The organism is Bacillus paralicheniformis (assembly GCF_002993925.1).
In the GTDB taxonomy this organism is placed as follows: Bacteria; Bacillota; Bacilli; order Bacillales; family Bacillaceae; genus Bacillus; species Bacillus paralicheniformis.
The window spans coordinates 1,879,997-1,898,272 of record NZ_CP023665.1 but is presented as its reverse complement, the minus strand read 5'-3'; the positions used below and the strand labels follow the sequence as shown (position 1 = coordinate 1,898,272).

Below are 18,276 nucleotides of genomic sequence, written 5' to 3'. Positions count from 1 at the left end.
TGAACGCAAGAAAAAGTCATCTGTGCAATTAAGATGACTTTTCCTCCTTTTTATTTTGAATCGTTATGTTTTGTGTCATCACAGTCTTAGGATCGAGCTTGTAAGAAAGAACTTCTCCGTTGATTTTAATTTCAACGCCCGGCGCATATCCGATCCGCAAATCAATTTGCGATTGATCGGTAATATTCTTTTGAAAGGTTTCTCCTTTTTCCATCATTCCTTCTTTAAGGGAGCTTCCTTTCTCGTCGCGCACCCTGACCCATGAGTTTGCGTTTGCCTTTACTTCAAGCTCCAGCTTGTCGGATCCTGATACTTCATAAGTTGTGGAAGAGCCTTCGCTTGCGGTCGCTTTCATGGTCAGCTTGTCGTTCTCATCAGACTGCTGATCCTTTTTTTCTTTGTCGCCTTCAGCGCTGTCTTTCTGCGCATCCGTGTTCTGTTGATTTCCCTTTGTCAGCGGGGAATCTTTTGAGACGTCATACTTGCTTTGCGATTCCTCTGTCTTAGGCTCTTCAGCCTGCTGGTTGCCTCCGCCGTTTACAGCCTGAACGATGACGTAAATGATCGCGATCACAACGATAACGCCGGCTGCCACAAGCAGGGTAGGCAAAAGTTCAAGCGCTTTTGAGGCAGACTTGGGCAGCTCTCTCTGCGGCTTGATTGAAGAAAGCTTCTCAGAAACCTCATCATTGTAAGAATTAGGGATATCTTTTTTAAACTCTTCAAACAAGAGCTCCGAGTCGAGGCCGACAGCTTCGGCGTACTGCTTGATAAAAGCCCGCACATAAAATTTTCCCGGAATGATATCATAGTTTCCTTCTTCAAGGGCCGTTAAATACCTTTTTTGGATCTTTGTGGCCGCCTGAAGATCGTCCAATGACATCCCTTTTTCCTCTCTGGCTTCTTTCAGCCGATTTCCTAGTTCAGTCACAACAAACACCTTCCATTTTAAAAATCAAAGCCGGAAAAACCTGAATGGTCAAACATCTGCGGTTCTTCAGCATGTTCATATGTAATCACCTCATCGGGGCTGTTACGCAATTCGATGATGTAATCAAAATCGTCCATCGTATATTCCGTATTTTGCACGAAAATGTCCGGATGCTCGACAACTTTGGTCGCCGGCAGCCGCATGATCTCACTGACGAGCTGCAAATGGCGTTCAGATCCTCTTCTCGTCGACACAATGCCGTCCAAAATGAAAACATTCTCCGGACTGTACTCATCGGCAATCAGCTGGCTTCTGATCGTTTGCTTCAGCAGTGTCGAAGAAACAAAAAGCCACCTTTTGCTTGCACAGACGCTTGAAGCGACAATTGATTCCGTCTTGCCGACGCGGGGCATTCCCCTGATCCCGATCAGCTTGTGCCCGTCTTTTTTAAACAGCTCAGCCATAAAATCGACAAGCAAGCCAAGCTCGTCGCGTTCAAACCGGAACGTTTTTTTATCGTCTGCATCCCGCTGGATATAGCGGCCGTGCCTTACAGCGAGACGGTCGCGAAGCTTCGGCTCGCGGAGCTTCGTCACTTTAATCGTATCCATCGTGTTCAGAATCGATTCCAGTCGCTTAATCTGATCTATATGACGGCATTTTAACAAGAGGCCTCTTCTTTGAGTATCGACGCCGTTAATGGTCACAATATTAATTGAAAGCATCCCCAATAAAGAGGATATATCTCCCAGAAGTCCGGGACGGTTGACTTGTATTTCATATTCTAAGTACCATTCGAGCTTTGCCAAATGATAACCTCCCTACCCATCATCGTGGCAAAAATTTACCTTCCTTTATCATAAAGCATTTTGTCTCAATTAGAAAGCAGAATGTTGTGATTAAATAAGAAAAACGTCCGTTTCCCATAATCGGGAAAAACCCGCTGTAACGGCGCCTGGATGATGTTTACCCTATCGGGGCGGAAAGCAAACAACAAAAGCGGTGCCGCTGACAAAGCCGCGCCTATAAAAAAGAGAGAGTGAACACACTCTCTCCTTAATGCGAGCCGTTGTTTTCAACAAGCTTAACCATCACATTCGCAATGGCGCGCTGCTCTTCTTCGGAAGCCACGCTCCAAAGGTCCGCGAGCACTCGTTCTTGATGGTTTTTTGAATCAACCTCACCGGCCAAATAATCGCCGATCTCATATGCGAGATCTGAGATGGTTTCGTTTGACATTCCTCTTTCTTGGGCATAGTTCAAACGGTCGCCCAAAAAGTTTTTCCACTGATCCCAATTATCCAGTACGGACATATCAGGCCCCTCCATTCTCTTGAAGTTACAGCCTTATTATTCTCTGGGGGACCGCAAACTATACATGTTTTTAACAATGCCAGCCGCCATTAACTGACAAAATTTGACCCGTGATATAAGATGCCTTAGCCGAGAGCAGAAACAGCACGGCGTCGGCAACCTCTTCGGCTTCGGCGAGCCTTCCCATCGGAATCTCATCGGCGATCATCTCTTCTTCCTCTTTTGAAAACGAGCCCATCATCCTTGTTTTCACAGCGCCCGGAGAAACGGCGTTGACTCTGATGCCGCTTGGCGCAAGCTCTTTTGCAAGGGCTTTGACAAACACATTTTGCGCGCCTTTTGTCATGCTGTATAAAACTTCGCACGACGCCCCTGTTTCACCCCAAATGGAGCTGACGGCTACAATGGCACCGGATTTTTTCCTGATCATCGCCGGCAGCAGATTCCTCGTCAACAGAAACGGGCTTGAGACATGAAGCTGCACCATGTCCTGCACAGCCTCATCAGTCATGTCTGTCACAAGTCCGCGAAAGCTTTGACCGCTGTTTAAGACGATGCCGTCAAGCGCCCGCCCGCCGATGGAAGCGGAAACGGCTTTTGCGCCGCCGGGGTCGGATAGGTCGCCGTGAATGATTTCGGCGTGAATGCCGTATGTATGTGACAGCCTTTCTGCAAGTGCTGCGGCTGCCTGCTCATTTGTATGGTAATGGAGGAGAAGATCATACCCGTTTTGCGCCAGCTTTTCGCTGATGCTTTGCCCGATTCCGCCGCTTGCACCGGTGATAAGAGCGAGTTTTGTCATACTATGTTTCCACCTTTCCGTTCAAAAGAAGAAAGGTTCAGCGTGCATCGGAAAATCTCCTGACACGCTGAACTTTCAGACCTTGCTTTATGATTTTGGAACGACTTTGCAGACGGTGATTCTGTCTTCTTCGATTTCTTCCTGAATGACGCGGTGAACGTCCTCAAGCGTAATCGATTCGAGTACAGTGACGATATCAAACAGACTCGTCTCCAGAAAAGCGTACCGTGTAAACTGGTTGGCGATATACTCAGGCGAATTCATCGATTTTAAGAAATTGCCGATTTTTTTCTTTCTAGCCAGCTCCAGCTTTTCGGCTGTGATCGTTTCTTTCGCCTTGAACAGCACTTGTTTCAGCTCCTCGGCAAGCTTGTCGGGCTCAGGCGTATCGCCGCCGACAGAGACGAAACCAAATCCGTGTTCTTCAGTATAGTCATAGCTGAATGTCTCATCGATATATCCTTTTTCATAAATTCTTTCATAATCGCTGGAGCTTTTGCCGAACAGGCACTCGAGAATGAGGTTGATGGTCAGCTCATGCTTCAGCAGGGCTTCTCCCGTATTCATCGGATGAGCGCTTTTTAAACCGACGAGACATTTTGAGCTTTGAACATTCATTTTAATTTCCTGTTCTTTTTTGAATACGGCTCCAGGCTCTTCAACTTCTTTGCGAACGATTTCAGGCTGGTCTGTATACGGCTTTTTCTGCTGATTTTCGCGGACCTGGCGGATGATCGCTTCGGGATCGACCGGACCAACGACAAACAGCAGCATATTGCTCGGGTGATAGAACGTCTCATAGCATTCGTACAAAAGGTCTTTTGTAATATGCGAGATGCTTTCGATCGTGCCTGCGATATCAATCCGGACAGGATGCTCCTGGTACATGTTTTCGATCAAGCCGAAAAACAGACGCCAGTCTGGGTTGTCGTCATACATGTTGATTTCCTGCCCGATGATGCCTTTTTCCTTCTCAACCGTTTTTTCCGTAAAGTAAGGGTCCTGCACAAAATCGACGAGCGTTTCCAAGTTTTCTTCCACGTTGGACGTGCTCGAAAACAGGTAGGCCGTTCTGGTAAAGGAGGTAAACGCATTTGCCGAAGCTCCCTGCCTGCTGAATTGCTGAAAAACATCGCCGTCTTCTTTTTCGAAGAGCTTATGCTCCAAAAAGTGTGCGATTCCGTCAGGCACACGGACCATTTCTTCTTTTCCAAGCGGGACAAACTGATTGTCAATCGATCCGTATTTTGTTGTAAAGACCGCATATGTCTTGTTAAATCCTTCTTTCGGAAGAACATAGACATCGAGGCCGCCAGGCATTTTTTCGTAATATAATGATTCCTTCAGCTGTTTAAATTCGATCGTTTTCGTCAAGATGCTCCCTCCGTCCCTTTGAGAAAGTACGTTGTATCCAAATCGATTTTCTTCCCGACTTCGATAATCTCGGCTTTTCTGACGTTGTCGATTCGTCCAAGCCAGTCTTCAAGAGAAAATTCGGTTTGGGCGGCAGCCTGCTGATAAATAAATTCGACTAAGCCGTACGGTGTATCAAGCGTTTCAAGAATCTGGTTTTTAATGACCGCTTTCGTCTGGTCGATCGCTTCTTCTGTAAAGCTGCCTTTTTTCATTTCCTGGAACTGCTCCTTGATGATGTCGACGGCTTTTTGATAATTGCCGACTTCAATCCCCGACATCACCATCATCAGCCCTTTAAAGCTTTCGATTCTGGAAGCCGCATAATACGCAAGGCTGGCCTTTTCCCTGACATTAATAAACAGCTTTGAATGTGAAAATCCGCCAAACAAACCGTTAAACAGCTGAAGCGCCGGATAATCATCATCCGTAAAATGCGTTCCCGTCCGAAATCCCATGTTCAGCTTGCCTTGCTTGACATCCGCATCCTCGACGACTTCCTGAGGCTCCTTTGCGCGGATTTGCTCAAGCTTGGGAACGGGTCTCAGCTCCCGCTCGTTTACTTCGAAGTATTTGGAAATGTACGAATCCACCTGCTGTTCATCCACATCCCCAACGACGTAAATGTCGAGCTGGTCTTCTGTGACCGCTTTTTGATAAGCTTCATACAGGCTTTGAGGCGTGATGCCGTCCACATCATCAAGCTCTCCGTTGACGTGAAGCGCGTATGGCTCATCTTTGCACATCACCTGAATCAGCCTCAAATTTGAATAGCGCATTTTGTCGTTATATACCGCCTGTATTCTTTGCTTTAGTGTGCGTTTTTCCTGAGACACGTACAGCGGCAGAAAAGCTCCGTCTTCAAGCGCCGGCGAAAAAATGATCTCTGACAAAAGCTCGAGCCCTTTTTCCAGAAGCGGTGTCTGATCCTTTAAAAATTTTTCGTTTGCGATATCGAGCCTGAATGTAATAACATGCATTTCCCCTTTTTTGGAGAGATCGCATGATACGGAAGTGCCGTAAAGTTCATCAAGATACATTCTGAGTTCTGAAGTTTTGGGGCGGGTGCCCGTTCCCCGCAAAAGCACATGCGGAAAAAGCGCCCTCTCTGTCACATCTTCCTTTGTTAAAGGAGCAAGCATTTTAAAAATAATCGAGACGGTTTTGAATTTTTCCGTTTTGACGATGTGGCTTGTCAATCCGCGGTGCTTTCTTTTTATTTCGTTAAGGTATGTCATATAGAACCTCCTTCGTCCTTGTTTATATTATGTATTATGACCACATTTCATCATATGCGCTTGGACTGTATGGTTGTAATTATATCAACTGGAGGAGATTTAAGGAAACTAAAAACCTTATGAAAAAGACGGTGCAGATTTACACCGTCTTTGCCGCTTCACTTTCGTCTTCTTTCGGGTCGATATTAAACAGCACAAGCGCTAAGGCGGCTAAACCGCACAAAAGCGATACGATGAATATCAGCCAATCCGCATTTGTCATCATATAGGCGAAAACCGGCGGTCCGAGCGCAACCCCGATAAACCGCATACTGTTGTAAAACGAAGATATCGTGCCGCGTTCTTCTTTTTCAATTCCCTCGGTAATGAGCGCATCCAAAGAAGGGAGTGCAATTCCGATCCCGATGCCGCCGATGGACATAAATAAAAACAGCGGGTAAAAGCTGTGGTTCCACCACAAACCGGCAAACGACAGAGACAGCAGGACCATGCCGGTCAGTACGCAGGCCTTCATTCTGATTTTGTCGTTTCCGATCAGCTTTCCGGCAAGGTAGGAGCTGACGGAAAGGAAAAGCAGCGGAATGCTGAGAAGCGCTCCTTTTGCAATCCCGTCAATTTGATGCTGCTTCTCCAATGTATCCGACAGGTAGAAGAGAACTCCGAATAAAAGAAACATAATGATCCCGCCGATGACAAAAATGGAAACAAGCCATCGTCCTTCCCGTTTAAATATCTCCTGTACGTTTTTTGCGAAGTTTTTTAATGTTTGCTTTTCATCATCTTTGTCCTTCGGTTTGGGAACAAAGAACAAGACGAGAAAAAAGCTGGCAAGAGACACGACCGGAATAAACCAAAATGGCATGTACCAAACCCAAGATGCTAAAAAAGCCCCTAATATCGGGCTTAATACTTTACCGGCAGTATTGGCCGTCTCTATATCTCCGAGTCCCGCGCTGATTTCTTCATCTTTTTGAAAAAGATCGCCGATAAACGGCATGACGATCGGGGCTGCGCCGGCTGATCCGATACCTTGAAGGACGCGCCCGGCTAAAATCATCGCAAACGGATCTTTGAAAAAAGTTGAAGCCAAACCTGCCAAAGCTCCTCCAGCTCCCGCGATTACAAGACATGGGAGCATGATCTTTTTTCTTCCGAACCGATCTGACATATAGCCGGTAATCGGGATGCATAAAATCGCCACGATAGAGTAAACCGTGATGATCAGCGACACTTGGAACGAAGAAATGTTTAATTTTTTTTCAATCATCGGCAAAACCGGAATCAGCATTGAATTGCCTAACGTCATCACAAGCGGGACCGAAGACAGCGCAACAATGCTTTTCATGTCTTTTTTTCTGCTCAACTTTTTTCACCCATTCATCAGTATTTCCATCTGTTATTGTTCCGTGATGCGGGCTTATTTATGTATGGACGCTAATGGGCAAAAAAAAACAGCCGCTCCTAATCGAGCGCCCGTATATCAAAAACGTTTTCTGACGACGTGAAATCTGAATTTATCGGCCCGAAAATAGTTTAAAGAATATAAAACGGGCTTATCGTTTTGGTCATAATGAGTCTGTTTGAGCAGCAGCAAAGATGTTTCAGGATCGCATTCGAGAATTTGAGAAATGGTGTCGTGATACCCGATCGGCACAATATCGGCAACAGCATAGCTGATCACGGCGCCGGATTTGTCCTCAAGCCATTCAAACATCGATTCCTGCTCGTGTGAAAAGCCTTCCGGGAGGATATCCACAGGTATTTTATCAAGACAGTAGACAACAGGCATTCCATTTGCCGTTCTCACCCGCTCAAGCAAAAAGATCTCGGTTTCTTCCGCATATTGAAACCGGAGCATATCTTCTTCGGTAGGAGCGGTAACCCGTGAAGACATAAAAATGGTTCCCGGCGTCATGCTTGCCTGCTCGATCATTTTTGTGACGCTGTTCAGCTGCTCAATACCAGATAGAAATAACGGCCTGGCATTTACAAAGCATCCGACTCCGTGCCTTCTGATGATGACGTTTTCTTCTTCCAGCATTCTAAGCGCTTCACGCAAAGCCGTTCTGCTCACACCAAGCATCTTTGACAGCTCAAACTCAGACGGGAGCCGTTCATTCTCGCAAAAGACCCCATTTTGAATATCATCTTTTATCCGATCAATCACTTTTAAACATAACCGTTGATTGTCAGCTTTTATCGACATGTTTTCCCTCCGTCTGACAGATCAGATTCAAATTACCTTTAATTGAGGATAACTATATCATGTTTTGTCAAATAAATAAATAGACGTTTTCCAGTTTACATAATAAAATTATGTAAAACAAGAACTCTCTTCTTAAGAAGAGAGTTCTTCGTATTGCTCTTTTGACAAGAGGACTTCACGGGGCTTTGAACCTTCATAAGGGCCGACGATTCCCCGCTCTTCCATGGCATCGATAAGCCGCGCCGCTCTTGTGTAGCCGATGCGGAATCTCCTTTGCAGCATGGACACGGACGCCGTCTGCATGCTGACGACAAGCGCAACCGCTTCGTCGTAAAGATCGTCTGTCACTTCGCTGACCGTTTCCTGCGTCTCTTCTGGAATCATTTCTTCTTGGTATTGGGCTTTTTGCTGGGTGATGACGTGATCGACAACTTTTTCAACTTCTTCATCTGACAGGAAGGCCCCTTGGACGCGGAGCGGTTTGTTGGCGCCGACAGGCAGGAACAGCATGTCCCCTCTGCCGAGAAGTTTTTCAGCGCCTCCCATATCAAGAATCGTTCTGGAGTCTGTCTGCGACGATACGCTGAAAGCGATCCTTGACGGAATATTGGCTTTAATAACCCCTGTAATGACATCGACCGAAGGCCGCTGCGTCGCGATGATCAGATGGATTCCCGCCGCCCTTGCCATTTGCGAAAGCCTTGTGATCGAGTCTTCCACATCAGAGGAAGCGACCATCATCAGGTCGGCAAGCTCGTCCACGATCACAATGATGTATGGCAGCTCCGGCTGCTTTGCTTCTTCTGCGGCATTCATCCGTTTAATATAGTCGTTATACCCTTCGATATTTCTCGTTCCCGTGTGAGAAAACAATTCGTAGCGCCGCTCCATTTCGTTGACGACTTTCTTCAAAGCCTGCGATGCTTTTTTTGGATCTGTCACGACGGGCGCGAGCAAATGCGGAATCCCGTTGTAGACGTTGAGCTCGACCATTTTCGGGTCGATCATCATCATCTTCACTTCGTGGGGCTTTGCCCTCATCAAAATGCTTGTAATAATCCCGTTGACACAGACGCTTTTCCCGCTTCCTGTCGCTCCTGCAACAAGAAGATGGGGCATTTTGTTCAGCTCTGCCAATACAGCTTCTCCGGAAATGTTCCGTCCGAGCCCGATCATCAGCTTTGCATCCGGCCGGTCATTCAGTTTCGATTCGAGCACTTCTTTCAAGGAAACCATCGCGACTTCCGCATTCGGGACTTCGATTCCAATCGCCGATTTTCCGGGAATCGGGGCTTCGATGCGGATATCTTTGGCCGCGAGCGCAAGAGCCAAGTCATCACTTAAATTGACAATTTTGCTGACTTTGACGCCCACATCAGGATAGACTTCATATTTCGTTACGGCCGGGCCGAGATGAACCTGGGTGACTTTCGCCTTAACTCCAAAGCTTTGAAACGTCTTTTCCAGCTTCCTGGCATTGTCGTAAATATTCTTTTTATCCGCCTGCTGCCCTGTGTGCTTCGGCTCATCCAGCAATTGAATCGACGGAAGCTGATAATCCTTGTTTTCAAGCTCTGTGAACGTGATCTCGGGCGCGCCTGTAGCCTGCATGTCCTCACCGGCTTCAGGCTCAGGAGAATGCTCGGCAGGGGCAGGCGCCTGAGCTTCGTACGCTTGAACTTCGGGTTTTTCATCACGGTCGGAAAAGCTTGAAATAATCGGTTCTGACTGAATCACCGGATCTGGATCAAGCTCCGCTTCTTGTACAGGCTCTTCAGACACTTTCGGTTTTCTCTGCGCCTTTTGTTTTTTTCCTGATTTCTTTTTGGGCGAGCTGCTTTTCAATTGTTTAATGTCTGCTAAAAAGGCCTGCCACTGGTTTTTAATGAAGGAGGCGACCGGGGTCATCCATTTGATCAGCGTCTCCTGCAACGAACGGTCCGTAATCAAAAGAAGGCCGATCAAGATCAGGAAGACGGCGATGATTTTAGACCCTGCAGATGCAAACAGAAAGTATGACGCCGCAAATAAAACGGCTCCAATCATTCCGCCTCCAAGATCAGGTGATCCTGTCTCGCCTTTTACATCCATCAGAAACAGCTCCCACGTATTTTGGATTACGCTCGGAGACTGAACGATTCCCCTTTCGGTCAAATGCTGAAACAGCTGGACATGGGAAAGAAGCAGCATGCTTGCGATGATGCAGTAAAGGCCCGCTTTTCTCCTTGTTAAAAAACTGGGTGTTTTCTTCTTCCAAAATAAAGACACACCCGTTAAAAAAAGGCCGAGAAAGCAAAGGATGAACCATTCACCGGCGAAAAAGCGGAACATGTAAATGAACGTTTGCCCTGCTACGCCAAGCTGCAAAACCGCAATAATCGAGATGGCGATACAGATTAATCCGTACAATTCAAATTTAAGATGAATCCGTTTTTTTCCTTGTTTTTGTTTCTTTGTTGATTTTCGTTTTCTTTTTGCCATGTTCCATCACCTTACTGCGTGTTAAAAAATGTAAAAACAAAGAGAAAGCAGCCTTTTTCGGCTGCGATTTTCCTCTGGATTCCCCTATTATAGCATATTTATCCTTGCGACACTTCAGCTATTTATAAAATGTCAGTTTAAGCGTCTGCCCAGGTGCTGTTTCTTGTTTTAAAAAATCCATCGGGTTCGTGCTGAGAACTTGGACGACTCTTGCTTCCTCTCCGTTCATTTCGACTAAAAGGGGCACGCCGTTGACATCGATCTGTTTTAGGTTCGAGTTTTCCGCCTGCCCTGCGAACACGATTTCCTGCGGCATTGTTGTATACAGAATCATTGGATCATCCCTTCCTGGGCGCCTTTGTTTTGTTCGATTAATTCATTCAGCTTTTGAATCGCCTGTCCGACTCCGCCGGTTTCATCGATTAATCCGTATTTCACGGCATCGTTTCCTACGACATTCGTCCCGATATCGCGGGTCAAATTGCCTTTTGAAAACATCAGTTCTTTAAATTTGTCTTCCGATATGTTCGAATGACTTGTCACGAAATTGATGACCCTTTCCTGCATTTTATCGAGATACTCAAATGTCTGCGGCACACCGATGACAAGCCCTGTCAGTCTGACCGGATGGATCGTCATCGTCGCTGTTTCAGCGATATAGCTGTGGTCGCAGGACACCGCAATTGGAACTCCGATTGAATGTCCGCCGCCCAGCACGATAGAGACCGTCGGCTTTGACAGAGACGCCAGCATTTCCGCAATCGCAAGACCCGCTTCAACGTCTCCTCCGACCGTGTTTAAGATGATGAGCAGCCCTTCGATTTTAGGATTCTGCTCTACTGCAACGATCTGGGGAATCACGTGTTCATATTTTGTTGTTTTATTTTGGGGAGGAAGCTGTACGTGACCTTCAATTTGCCCGATAATGGTCAGACAGTGAATGTTGGTATCCTGACCCATTTGCGGGAGTGTCGTTTCGCCGAGCTGCTGGATTTTGTTGACGAGACTGTCTTTTGCGTCCGGCTTAGCCGGCTGCTCCCCCTGGCTGTCCCCGTTTTGTATCCGGTTTGAGTCCATCTGGCTCACCTCTTTCTCGAGTTTCTTTTGTATTATGGACAATGGCGTTTTTTTCATTCAACGCAAAAGGCATGAAAAAAAACCAAGAGAAATCTCTTGGTTTTATACTTCCATGATGATTGGAATGATCATTGGTTTTCGTTTCGTTTTTTCGTATAGGAACTGGTTTAGTGCGTCACGCATCGCCTGTTTTAAGGCGGACCATTCGACGACGGCGTTTTCTGTGCTTTCGTTGACGAGTTCCCTGACAAGTTCCGTCGCTTCAACGATCAGCTGTTCAGATTCTCTGACATAGACAAAACCTCTCGTGATAATTTCGGGTCCTGATACAAGATGTTTTTTCTTTTTATCAAGAGTAATCACAACGATTAAGATTCCGTCCTGGGACAGAAGACGGCGGTCTCTGAGCACGATATTGCCGATGTCGCCGACACCGAGTCCATCGATCAAAATATTGCCTGAATGCACTTTATCGCCGATTTTCACGTTTTGTCCGCGGAATTCCACGACGTCTCCTTTTTCAATCAGGAAAATGTCGCTCCGTTTCATACCGATTTCTTCGGCAAGCTTGGAATGCGCTTTTTGCATTCTGTATTCACCGTTTACGGGGATTAAATACTTCGGCTTCAGCAGGTTGAGCATCAGCTTCAGTTCTTCCTGACAGCCATGGCCTGATACATGGACGCGTTTTTGGGCGAAAACGACCTGCGCGCCCGCTCTTGTTAAGAGGTCGACCGCTTTGGAGTAGACAAGCTCCTGACCCGGAATAGGGGAGGATGCGATCAGGACGGTATCCCCTTTCTCAATGTCGAGCTGCTTATGCCCTTGTTTTGCGATCCTGGTCAATGCGGCGAGCGGCTCTCCATGGTTGTCCCCTGTCAAAATCGCGACTTCTCTTTTCGGATACTTTTTAACTTCCTGGACAGGGATGAACAGATCTTCATCTGCCGTGACATACCCGAGCTTCATCGCCAGCTGGAGTATCGTCGAAATATTTTTTCCTGAAACCGCAAGCTTCCTGCCGTTTTGGAGCGCAGCATCAATGACCTGCTGAATCCGGTTAAAGTTAGACGCGAACACGGCAATAATGACGCGGTTTTCGGCATTGTACATTACATCGGATATCTCTCCGCCGACGACTGCTTCTGAAGGCGTATAGCCCGGTTTCTCAGCATTGGCACTGTCGGAAAGCAGGCACAGCACACCGCTGTTGCCGATTTTGGCAATTTCGCCGATGTCGCTTGTCTGGTTTAAAACAGGTGTCTGGTCAAATTTAAAATCGCCAGTGCACACGATGGACCCGAGGGATGTTTTAAAGCTGACACCGACGGAATCCGGAATGCTGTGATTTGTTTTAAAGAATGACACCTTTGTCGATTCAAATGTAATAACAGATTTTGAATGAATTTCTCTTAAATCGGGCTTTTTGTTTACACCGTACTGCTTCAGCGTTTCCTTTAAAAGGGCGAGCGTCAGCTTCGTTCCGTAAACAGGCACAGAAAGTTTGTTCAGGCAGTAAAATACGCCGCCGATGTTTTCCTCATGCCCGTGTGTGAGAAAAATCGCCTTTACGCGGTCAGATCGTTCAATTAAATATGAAATGTCAGGAATGACCACATCGATACCCAGCATTTCATTTTCTGGATGCATGAGACCGGCGTCAACCACGAATATGTCAGAATCGATTTCAATGACATAAAGGTTTTTTCCGATCTCTCCGACGCCTCCTAAGGCGATGATTCTAATATTTTCTGTATTTTTTTTCAAATTGTAATCCTCCTAATCTAAGTACCCGTCCATCATCACTTGTCCCTATTATACCTGAATCTAAATTTAGAAAACAAGAACCATTATGTATATGACAAACGGTCATCCCCTCCAAAAGAGAATGACCGTTTTCGTCCGTATTGTTTTTTACAGGCCGTTCATCAGGCTGCTTAAACGGAGTCGTTCATCTTCATTTAGCGGAATCAAAGGGAGCCGGACGGACCCGACATCAAGACCCTTCAGCTGAAGAGCCGTCTTTAATGGAGACGGATTCGGTACGGCAAAAAGCCCTTTCATCAGCGGAAGCAGCTTTTGGTGGATCAAAGCAGCCTGAGCCGTGTTCCCCTCTGTATAATGTTTGATCATTTCCTGCATTTCCGGTCCGATGATATGTGATGCAACGGAAACGATTCCTCTCGCTCCTACGGACAAGGCCGGCAGTGTCAGGCTGTCATCTCCTGAATAAACGGCAAAGTCCTCAGGGGTTTCAGCTACGATTTTTGTAATCGCATCTAAGTCGCCGCTCGCTTCTTTAATCGCAATGATATTCGGGATCTCCGCAAGGCGGATCGTCGTTTCCGGTGCGAGCGAAGCAGCCGTTCTTCCCGGTACATTATAAAGCATGACAGGCAGTGACGTTTCCTCCGCAATCGCTCTGAAATGGCGGTACATGCCTTCCTGAGAAGGCTTGTTGTAGTACGGAGTGACGAGCATGACGGCGTCAGCGCCGGCTTCTTCAGCTTTTTTCGTCAGCTTGATCGACGCTTTCGTGTTGTTGCTTCCCGTGCCGGCGATGATCGGGACGCGGCCTGCCGCTTCCTTGACGGAATATTGAATGAGCGCTACCTTTTCTTCTTCGGAAAGCGTCGGCGATTCTCCGGTTGTTCCGGCAACCACCAGGGAATCCGTCCCATTGTTTATTAAATAATCGATCAGCTTTGACAGTTTTTGAAAATCGATATTTTCATTTTTGTCAAAGGGCGTAACCATTGCGGTTGCGATATTTCCGAAATTCATTTTTTTCACCTCATCATGATTCAATCATATTTATTTTGACAGTTCAAACACTTCATGCAACGCATTCACGGCCGTCGCCATATTTTTCTCGTGCACGAGCACCCATATCGTCGTATGGCTGTCAGCAGACTGCAAGATCGGAATGCCTTTTTCTGATAAAGCGGTAACGATTTTTGAGGTAACGCCCGGAACGCCCATAATTCCCGCGCCAACTGCTGACACTTTCGCGCAATTTCTTGTCACGGCCGGTTCATAGCCCAATTCTTTCAGGATGCCAGAGGCGCGGTCGGTCATGTTTCCAGCCACCGTGTAGACAATTTCACTTGGTGTAATATTGAAGAAATCGACGCTGATGCCGGCATTCGCCATCGCTTTAAACACTTCAGTCTGTACGTTATATTGTCCTTCTTTTGCCGGGACTTTAAACTGTGTCACGTCTTTCACATGGGCGATGCCAGTGATAAGCCGCTCAAAAACGTCGCTTCCGGCTTTTGAGTTGTGATGGCTTGTGACGAGCGTGCCCGTCTCGTTTGAATAGGTTGAACGCACGCGGATCGGCACTTTCGCCTGCATTGCGATTTCAACGGCTCTCGGGTGGATCACCTTGGCCCCCTGATAGGCTAAATTACAGATTTCCGTATAGGTAATCACAGGCAGTGGCTTCGCTTTTTCAACGATGCGCGGATCAGCGGTCATGACGCCTTCGACATCTGTATAAATATCGATAAATTCCGCGTCCAGCGCCGCGCCGAGCGCAGCGGCCGATGTATCGCTTCCGCCGCGGCCGATCGTTGTAATGTCCCCTTTTGCAGTCGCGCCTTGGAAGCCTGCGACGACAACCGCATCATGGTCGGCCAGCATGCTGACAAGCCGCTCCGGCTTCATTTCGAGAATCTTTGCATTCGTATGGTTGTTGTCCGTTAAAAAGCCCGCTTGCGCACCGGTTAAAGCAGCTGCTTTAATCCCGTTTTCCAAAAGCATGCTGGCGAACACAACAGAGGAAATCGTTTCTCCGCATGATAAAAGCATATCCTGCTCGCGCTCGGTAATCGTATCCTGTCCGCCGTAAAGCAGATCAAGCAATGAATCAGTCGCATACGGATCGCCTTTCCGGCCCATGGCCGATACGACGACAACCGCTTTGTATCCTTCATTGACCGCTTCCTGAATATGGCTTAAGGCAAGCTTTCTGCCGCGGTCATCTTTTACAGACGTTCCGCCGAATTTTTGAACGATGATTTTCACTTTATTTCACTCCAAGTTGATTTCGGACGTAACAGAAGAGAGCAGGCTTTCATTTTTGCCTCACTCTCTTCTCACATCCCGTTAGAAATCTTAAACTAAATTTAAAGCTTTTAGGCTTTCTGCGATTTGTACGGAATTCCATGCTGCGCCTTTCAGCAGGTTGTCGGAAACGATCCACAGATGGAAACCGTTCGGGCGGTCAAGGTCTTTTCTCACCCGGCCGACAAACACGTCTCTTTTTCCTACTGCATCTGCAGGCATCGGATAGACCTGTTCAGCCGGATCATCCTGCAGAACGACGCCTGGAGCTTCTTTTAACAGATTTTTAATATCTTCTGCTGTCACATCATCACGGTCTGTTTCGATGTAGACGGATTCTGAATGCCCTGTTGCAACCGGCAGTCTGACACATGTGGCTGAAACTTGAAGCTCAGGCATGTGCATGATTTTTTTCGTTTCATTTATCATTTTCATTTCCTCAAACGTAAAGCCGTTTTCCTGGAATTTATCGATTTGAGGAATAGCGTTAAATGCGATTTGGTAGTGTTTTTCATCACTCTTCACCGGCATGATCTCAGGCTCGAACGGTTTGTCGTTCAAAATGGCTTCGGTTTGCCCGTAGAGCTCTTTTACCGCTTCGTTTCCGGCTCCCGACACCGCCTGATAAGTCGACACGATGATTTTGTTTAAACCGAAAGCCTTGCGGATCGGTTCGAGCGCAACAACCATCTGGATTGTTGAACAGTTCGGATTTGCAATAATGCCGTTGTGCTTGTGCAAATCTGCCTCATTGACCTCAGGTACGACGAGCGGAGTGTTTTGGTCCATTCGGAACGCGCTCGTATTATCAATAACGATCGCCCCGCGTTTGACAGCCTCGTGAGCAAGCGCCTGCGAAACGCTTCCCCCAGCGCTGAAAAGCGCGATGTTGACGCCTTCAAAGCTCTCTGGACGAGCTTCTTCTACAGTGTACTCTTCGCCTTTGAAAGTCTGCTTCGTACCTGCTGAACGTTTTGAGGATAATAAAGTCAGTTTATCCAGTTCAAAATTCCTGTCTTCTAGTGTTTTTAACATTTGCTGTCCTACAGCGCCTGTCGCACCAACTACTGCTACATGTAATCCTCTGCCCAATTGTAAAACTCCTTCCACCTTAATCGTCGTAAACGATTGGTTGACTATGCATTTTACATTTTATTTTAACATAGATGTGTGCCGTGGTGATTGATATTTTTTGTTACAACTTTATTTTCAAAAGATTTATTGATCACTGTGGACCAGGATAGGCTGCATTTGTTTATGGGAGAGCGCTTCTTCGACCGCCGGCACTAAAAGATCCATTTTGGCGACGAGCGAATTCGGCTTTTTATAAGGATCATCCTGGCCGAACGGAATAAAGTAAACGTTTTTTGCCGCCATCAGCCTCATTAAGTTGACGCCGTTCAAGCCGAGCGCATCATTCGTTGAAATACCGAGGACAACGGGACGGGAGTTTCTCATCGTCGCCTTGGCCGCCATGAGAACCGGACTGTCCGTCTGGGCGTTTGCGAGCTTGCTCATCGAATTTCCCGTCAGTGGCGCAACAACCATGCAGTCCAGCGGAGTTTTCGGTCCGAGAGGCTCCGCTTTCGGAATGGAATCAATGACTTTAAATCCAGTCAGTTCCTCTATTCTCCTGACCCATTCTTCTCCTTCTCCAAAGCGTGTGTCCGTCGATTTGACAGTATGTGTGACGACCGGTCTCACTTCAGCTCCATTGTTGATCAGCGCTTCGATTTGCGGAAATACAGCATCATACGTGCAATGTGAACCCGTCAGACCAAATCCGATTCTTTTTCCTTTGATCGACATTATGACAGCCCCTTTCGGTCGGTTGTTAATTCAGACAAAAGGTTGCACAAAACATTGGCAATAATCTGTCCCGCCGTTTTAGGCGCGACGATCCCGGGGAGTCCCGGAGCAAGCAGCGCTTTAATGCCTTGCTTTTCAGCAAAATCAAAATCGGTGCCTCCGGGACGGGTTGCTAAATCGAGAATTAATGTTCTGGGTGTCATTCGTGAGAGGACGTGTTTATCGAGAATCAGGCTTGGAATGGTATTGATGCAAATGTCGATATTTTCAACATGCTCTGCAAGTTCGTTTGTGTGGAAAGGAGTGAGGCCCATCTCCAAGATTCTGGCGAGGTGGGCGGAGTCGCGCGCTCCGACTTTTACGCGTGCTCCGAGCGCCGAGAACGTCCGGCTGATGCTCATTCCCGTCCGCCCGAGCCCGAGAACCATCACATTCGAGCCGTGAATCGTAAAGTCTGTATGCTGTATGGCCATCATAATGGCACCTTCGACTGTAGGTATCGAGTTGTATATCGCAATATCGTCTCTTTCAAAGAGCTTGACAAGACGGCGGTTTGCCCCTTTGGCCATGCCGTCTAAATACCGGTTTGAAATCCCTGAATAAATCGCACAGTGAGGCGGAGTTTTTTCTAAATGTTCCTGTTTTAACACCACTTTTTCATTGGAAAAAACAGTCGCAACCGTTCCTTCCATCGATGTGCCTGATACAGGCAGAATAATGCTGTCTATTGTGCCAAAGTCGAGTTCGTTCAGCTTTAGTTTTGTAGCTCCGGTAAACCCGTGATCAAGCTGGTCAAAACCGATTAAAAAGACCTTTGCATCCTGTTCCGTCAGCTTGCGGATGATCTCGAGCTGCCTTGCATCGCCGCCGATGATTGCAATCGTTAATCCGGTTAACATGGCTCTAACATTCACCTTCTTTTTTGACAAGGATCTAA

Annotated in this window: 17 protein-coding genes; all 17 read right to left on the bottom strand. The window is 47.0% G+C overall.

Annotated features, from left to right (window positions below; translation table 11 throughout):
• Positions 1-28: 28 nt before the first annotated feature.
• Positions 29-931 carry a helix-turn-helix domain-containing protein gene (locus tag CP943_RS09685; RefSeq protein ID WP_199792124.1) on the bottom strand — a complete coding sequence of 301 codons (903 nt, stop codon included), beginning with the start codon at positions 929-931 and terminating at the stop codon, positions 29-31.
• A gap of 17 nt (positions 932-948) precedes the next feature.
• Positions 949-1,740, bottom strand: a complete 792-nt coding sequence (locus CP943_RS09680) for a YmfK family protein (protein WP_003181917.1) — start codon at positions 1,738-1,740, stop codon at positions 949-951.
• A gap of 247 nt (positions 1,741-1,987) precedes the next feature.
• The gene (locus CP943_RS09675; protein WP_020451452.1) at positions 1,988-2,245 is read right to left on the bottom strand and encodes a DUF3243 domain-containing protein; all 258 of its coding nucleotides are present in this window, start codon (positions 2,243-2,245) and stop codon (positions 1,988-1,990) included.
• Positions 2,246-2,315: 70 nt separating this feature from the next.
• Positions 2,316-3,047, bottom strand: coding sequence for an elongation factor P 5-aminopentanone reductase (gene ymfI / locus CP943_RS09670; protein WP_020451451.1), 732 nt, complete (start codon positions 3,045-3,047; stop codon positions 2,316-2,318).
• A gap of 87 nt (positions 3,048-3,134) precedes the next feature.
• Positions 3,135-4,421, bottom strand: coding sequence for an EF-P 5-aminopentanol modification-associated protein YfmH (gene yfmH / locus CP943_RS09665; RefSeq protein WP_020451450.1), 1,287 nt, complete (start codon positions 4,419-4,421; stop codon positions 3,135-3,137).
• The gene (gene yfmF / locus CP943_RS09660; RefSeq protein ID WP_020451449.1) at positions 4,418-5,698 is read right to left on the bottom strand and encodes an EF-P 5-aminopentanol modification-associated protein YfmF; all 1,281 of its coding nucleotides are present in this window, start codon (positions 5,696-5,698) and stop codon (positions 4,418-4,420) included. Before yfmF ends, yfmH begins: the two co-directional genes overlap by 4 nt.
• A 139-nt stretch (positions 5,699-5,837) precedes the next feature.
• Positions 5,838-7,043, bottom strand: coding sequence for a bacillibactin exporter BcbE (locus CP943_RS09655; RefSeq protein WP_146910670.1), 1,206 nt, complete (start codon positions 7,041-7,043; stop codon positions 5,838-5,840).
• Between the two features lie 135 nt (positions 7,044-7,178).
• The gene (locus CP943_RS09650; protein WP_105980941.1) at positions 7,179-7,904 is read right to left on the bottom strand and encodes a GntR family transcriptional regulator; all 726 of its coding nucleotides are present in this window, start codon (positions 7,902-7,904) and stop codon (positions 7,179-7,181) included.
• A 132-nt stretch (positions 7,905-8,036) separates the two neighbouring features.
• Positions 8,037-10,385, bottom strand: a complete 2,349-nt coding sequence (locus tag CP943_RS09645; RefSeq protein ID WP_023857194.1) for a DNA translocase FtsK — start codon at positions 10,383-10,385, stop codon at positions 8,037-8,039.
• Between the two features lie 118 nt (positions 10,386-10,503).
• Entirely contained in the window at positions 10,504-10,719 is a 216-nt protein-coding gene (locus CP943_RS09640) for a YlzJ-like family protein (RefSeq protein ID WP_003181904.1), read from the bottom strand.
• Positions 10,716-11,462 carry a ClpP family protease gene (locus tag CP943_RS09635; RefSeq protein ID WP_020451445.1) on the bottom strand — a complete coding sequence of 249 codons (747 nt, stop codon included), beginning with the start codon at positions 11,460-11,462 and terminating at the stop codon, positions 10,716-10,718. Before CP943_RS09635 ends, CP943_RS09640 begins: the two co-directional genes overlap by 4 nt.
• A gap of 102 nt (positions 11,463-11,564) precedes the next feature.
• Positions 11,565-13,229 carry a ribonuclease J2 gene (gene rnjB / locus CP943_RS09630; RefSeq protein WP_020451444.1) on the bottom strand — a complete coding sequence of 555 codons (1,665 nt, stop codon included), beginning with the start codon at positions 13,227-13,229 and terminating at the stop codon, positions 11,565-11,567.
• A gap of 147 nt (positions 13,230-13,376) precedes the next feature.
• Positions 13,377-14,246 (bottom strand): 4-hydroxy-tetrahydrodipicolinate synthase, encoded by an 870-nt coding sequence (gene dapA, locus CP943_RS09625; protein ID WP_105980940.1) that lies wholly within the window; start codon positions 14,244-14,246, stop codon positions 13,377-13,379.
• Positions 14,247-14,276: 30 nt separating this feature from the next.
• Positions 14,277-15,491 carry an aspartate kinase gene (dapG, locus tag CP943_RS09620; protein WP_020451442.1) on the bottom strand — a complete coding sequence of 405 codons (1,215 nt, stop codon included), beginning with the start codon at positions 15,489-15,491 and terminating at the stop codon, positions 14,277-14,279.
• 90 nt (positions 15,492-15,581) lie between these two features.
• On the bottom strand, positions 15,582-16,622 hold the full coding sequence (asd, locus tag CP943_RS09615; RefSeq protein WP_025811420.1) for an aspartate-semialdehyde dehydrogenase: 1,041 nt from the start codon (positions 16,620-16,622) through the stop codon (positions 15,582-15,584).
• A 126-nt stretch (positions 16,623-16,748) separates the two neighbouring features.
• Positions 16,749-17,342 (bottom strand): dipicolinate synthase subunit B, encoded by a 594-nt coding sequence (gene dpaB, locus CP943_RS09610; RefSeq protein WP_025811418.1) that lies wholly within the window; start codon positions 17,340-17,342, stop codon positions 16,749-16,751.
• Positions 17,339-18,238 (bottom strand): dipicolinic acid synthetase subunit A, encoded by a 900-nt coding sequence (gene dpaA / locus CP943_RS09605; RefSeq protein WP_075213249.1) that lies wholly within the window; start codon positions 18,236-18,238, stop codon positions 17,339-17,341. The genes dpaB and dpaA overlap by 4 nt, the downstream gene beginning before the upstream one ends.
• Positions 18,239-18,276: the final 38 nt, after the last annotated feature.

Coding starts and splice junctions, on each gene's coding strand:
- dpaA (WP_075213249.1), bottom strand. CDS start 18,238: ATGTTAACCGGATTAACGATTGCAATCATCGGCGGCGATGCAAGGCAG.
- CP943_RS09675 (WP_020451452.1), bottom strand. CDS start 2,245: ATGTCCGTACTGGATAATTGGGATCAGTGGAAAAACTTTTTGGGCGAC.
- CP943_RS09650 (WP_105980941.1), bottom strand. CDS start 7,904: ATGTCGATAAAAGCTGACAATCAACGGTTATGTTTAAAAGTGATTGAT.
- ymfI (WP_020451451.1), bottom strand. CDS start 3,047: ATGACAAAACTCGCTCTTATCACCGGTGCAAGCGGCGGAATCGGGCAA.
- CP943_RS09635 (WP_020451445.1), bottom strand. CDS start 11,462: ATGGACTCAAACCGGATACAAAACGGGGACAGCCAGGGGGAGCAGCCG.
- CP943_RS09655 (WP_146910670.1), bottom strand. CDS start 7,043: ATGAAAAGCATTGTTGCGCTGTCTTCGGTCCCGCTTGTGATGACGTTA.
- CP943_RS09640 (WP_003181904.1), bottom strand. CDS start 10,719: ATGATTCTGTATACAACAATGCCGCAGGAAATCGTGTTCGCAGGGCAG.
- yfmF (WP_020451449.1), bottom strand. CDS start 5,698: ATGACATACCTTAACGAAATAAAAAGAAAGCACCGCGGATTGACAAGC.
- dapA (WP_105980940.1), bottom strand. CDS start 14,246: ATGAATTTCGGAAATATCGCAACCGCAATGGTTACGCCCTTTGACAAA.
- CP943_RS09645 (WP_023857194.1), bottom strand. CDS start 10,385: ATGGCAAAAAGAAAACGAAAATCAACAAAGAAACAAAAACAAGGAAAA.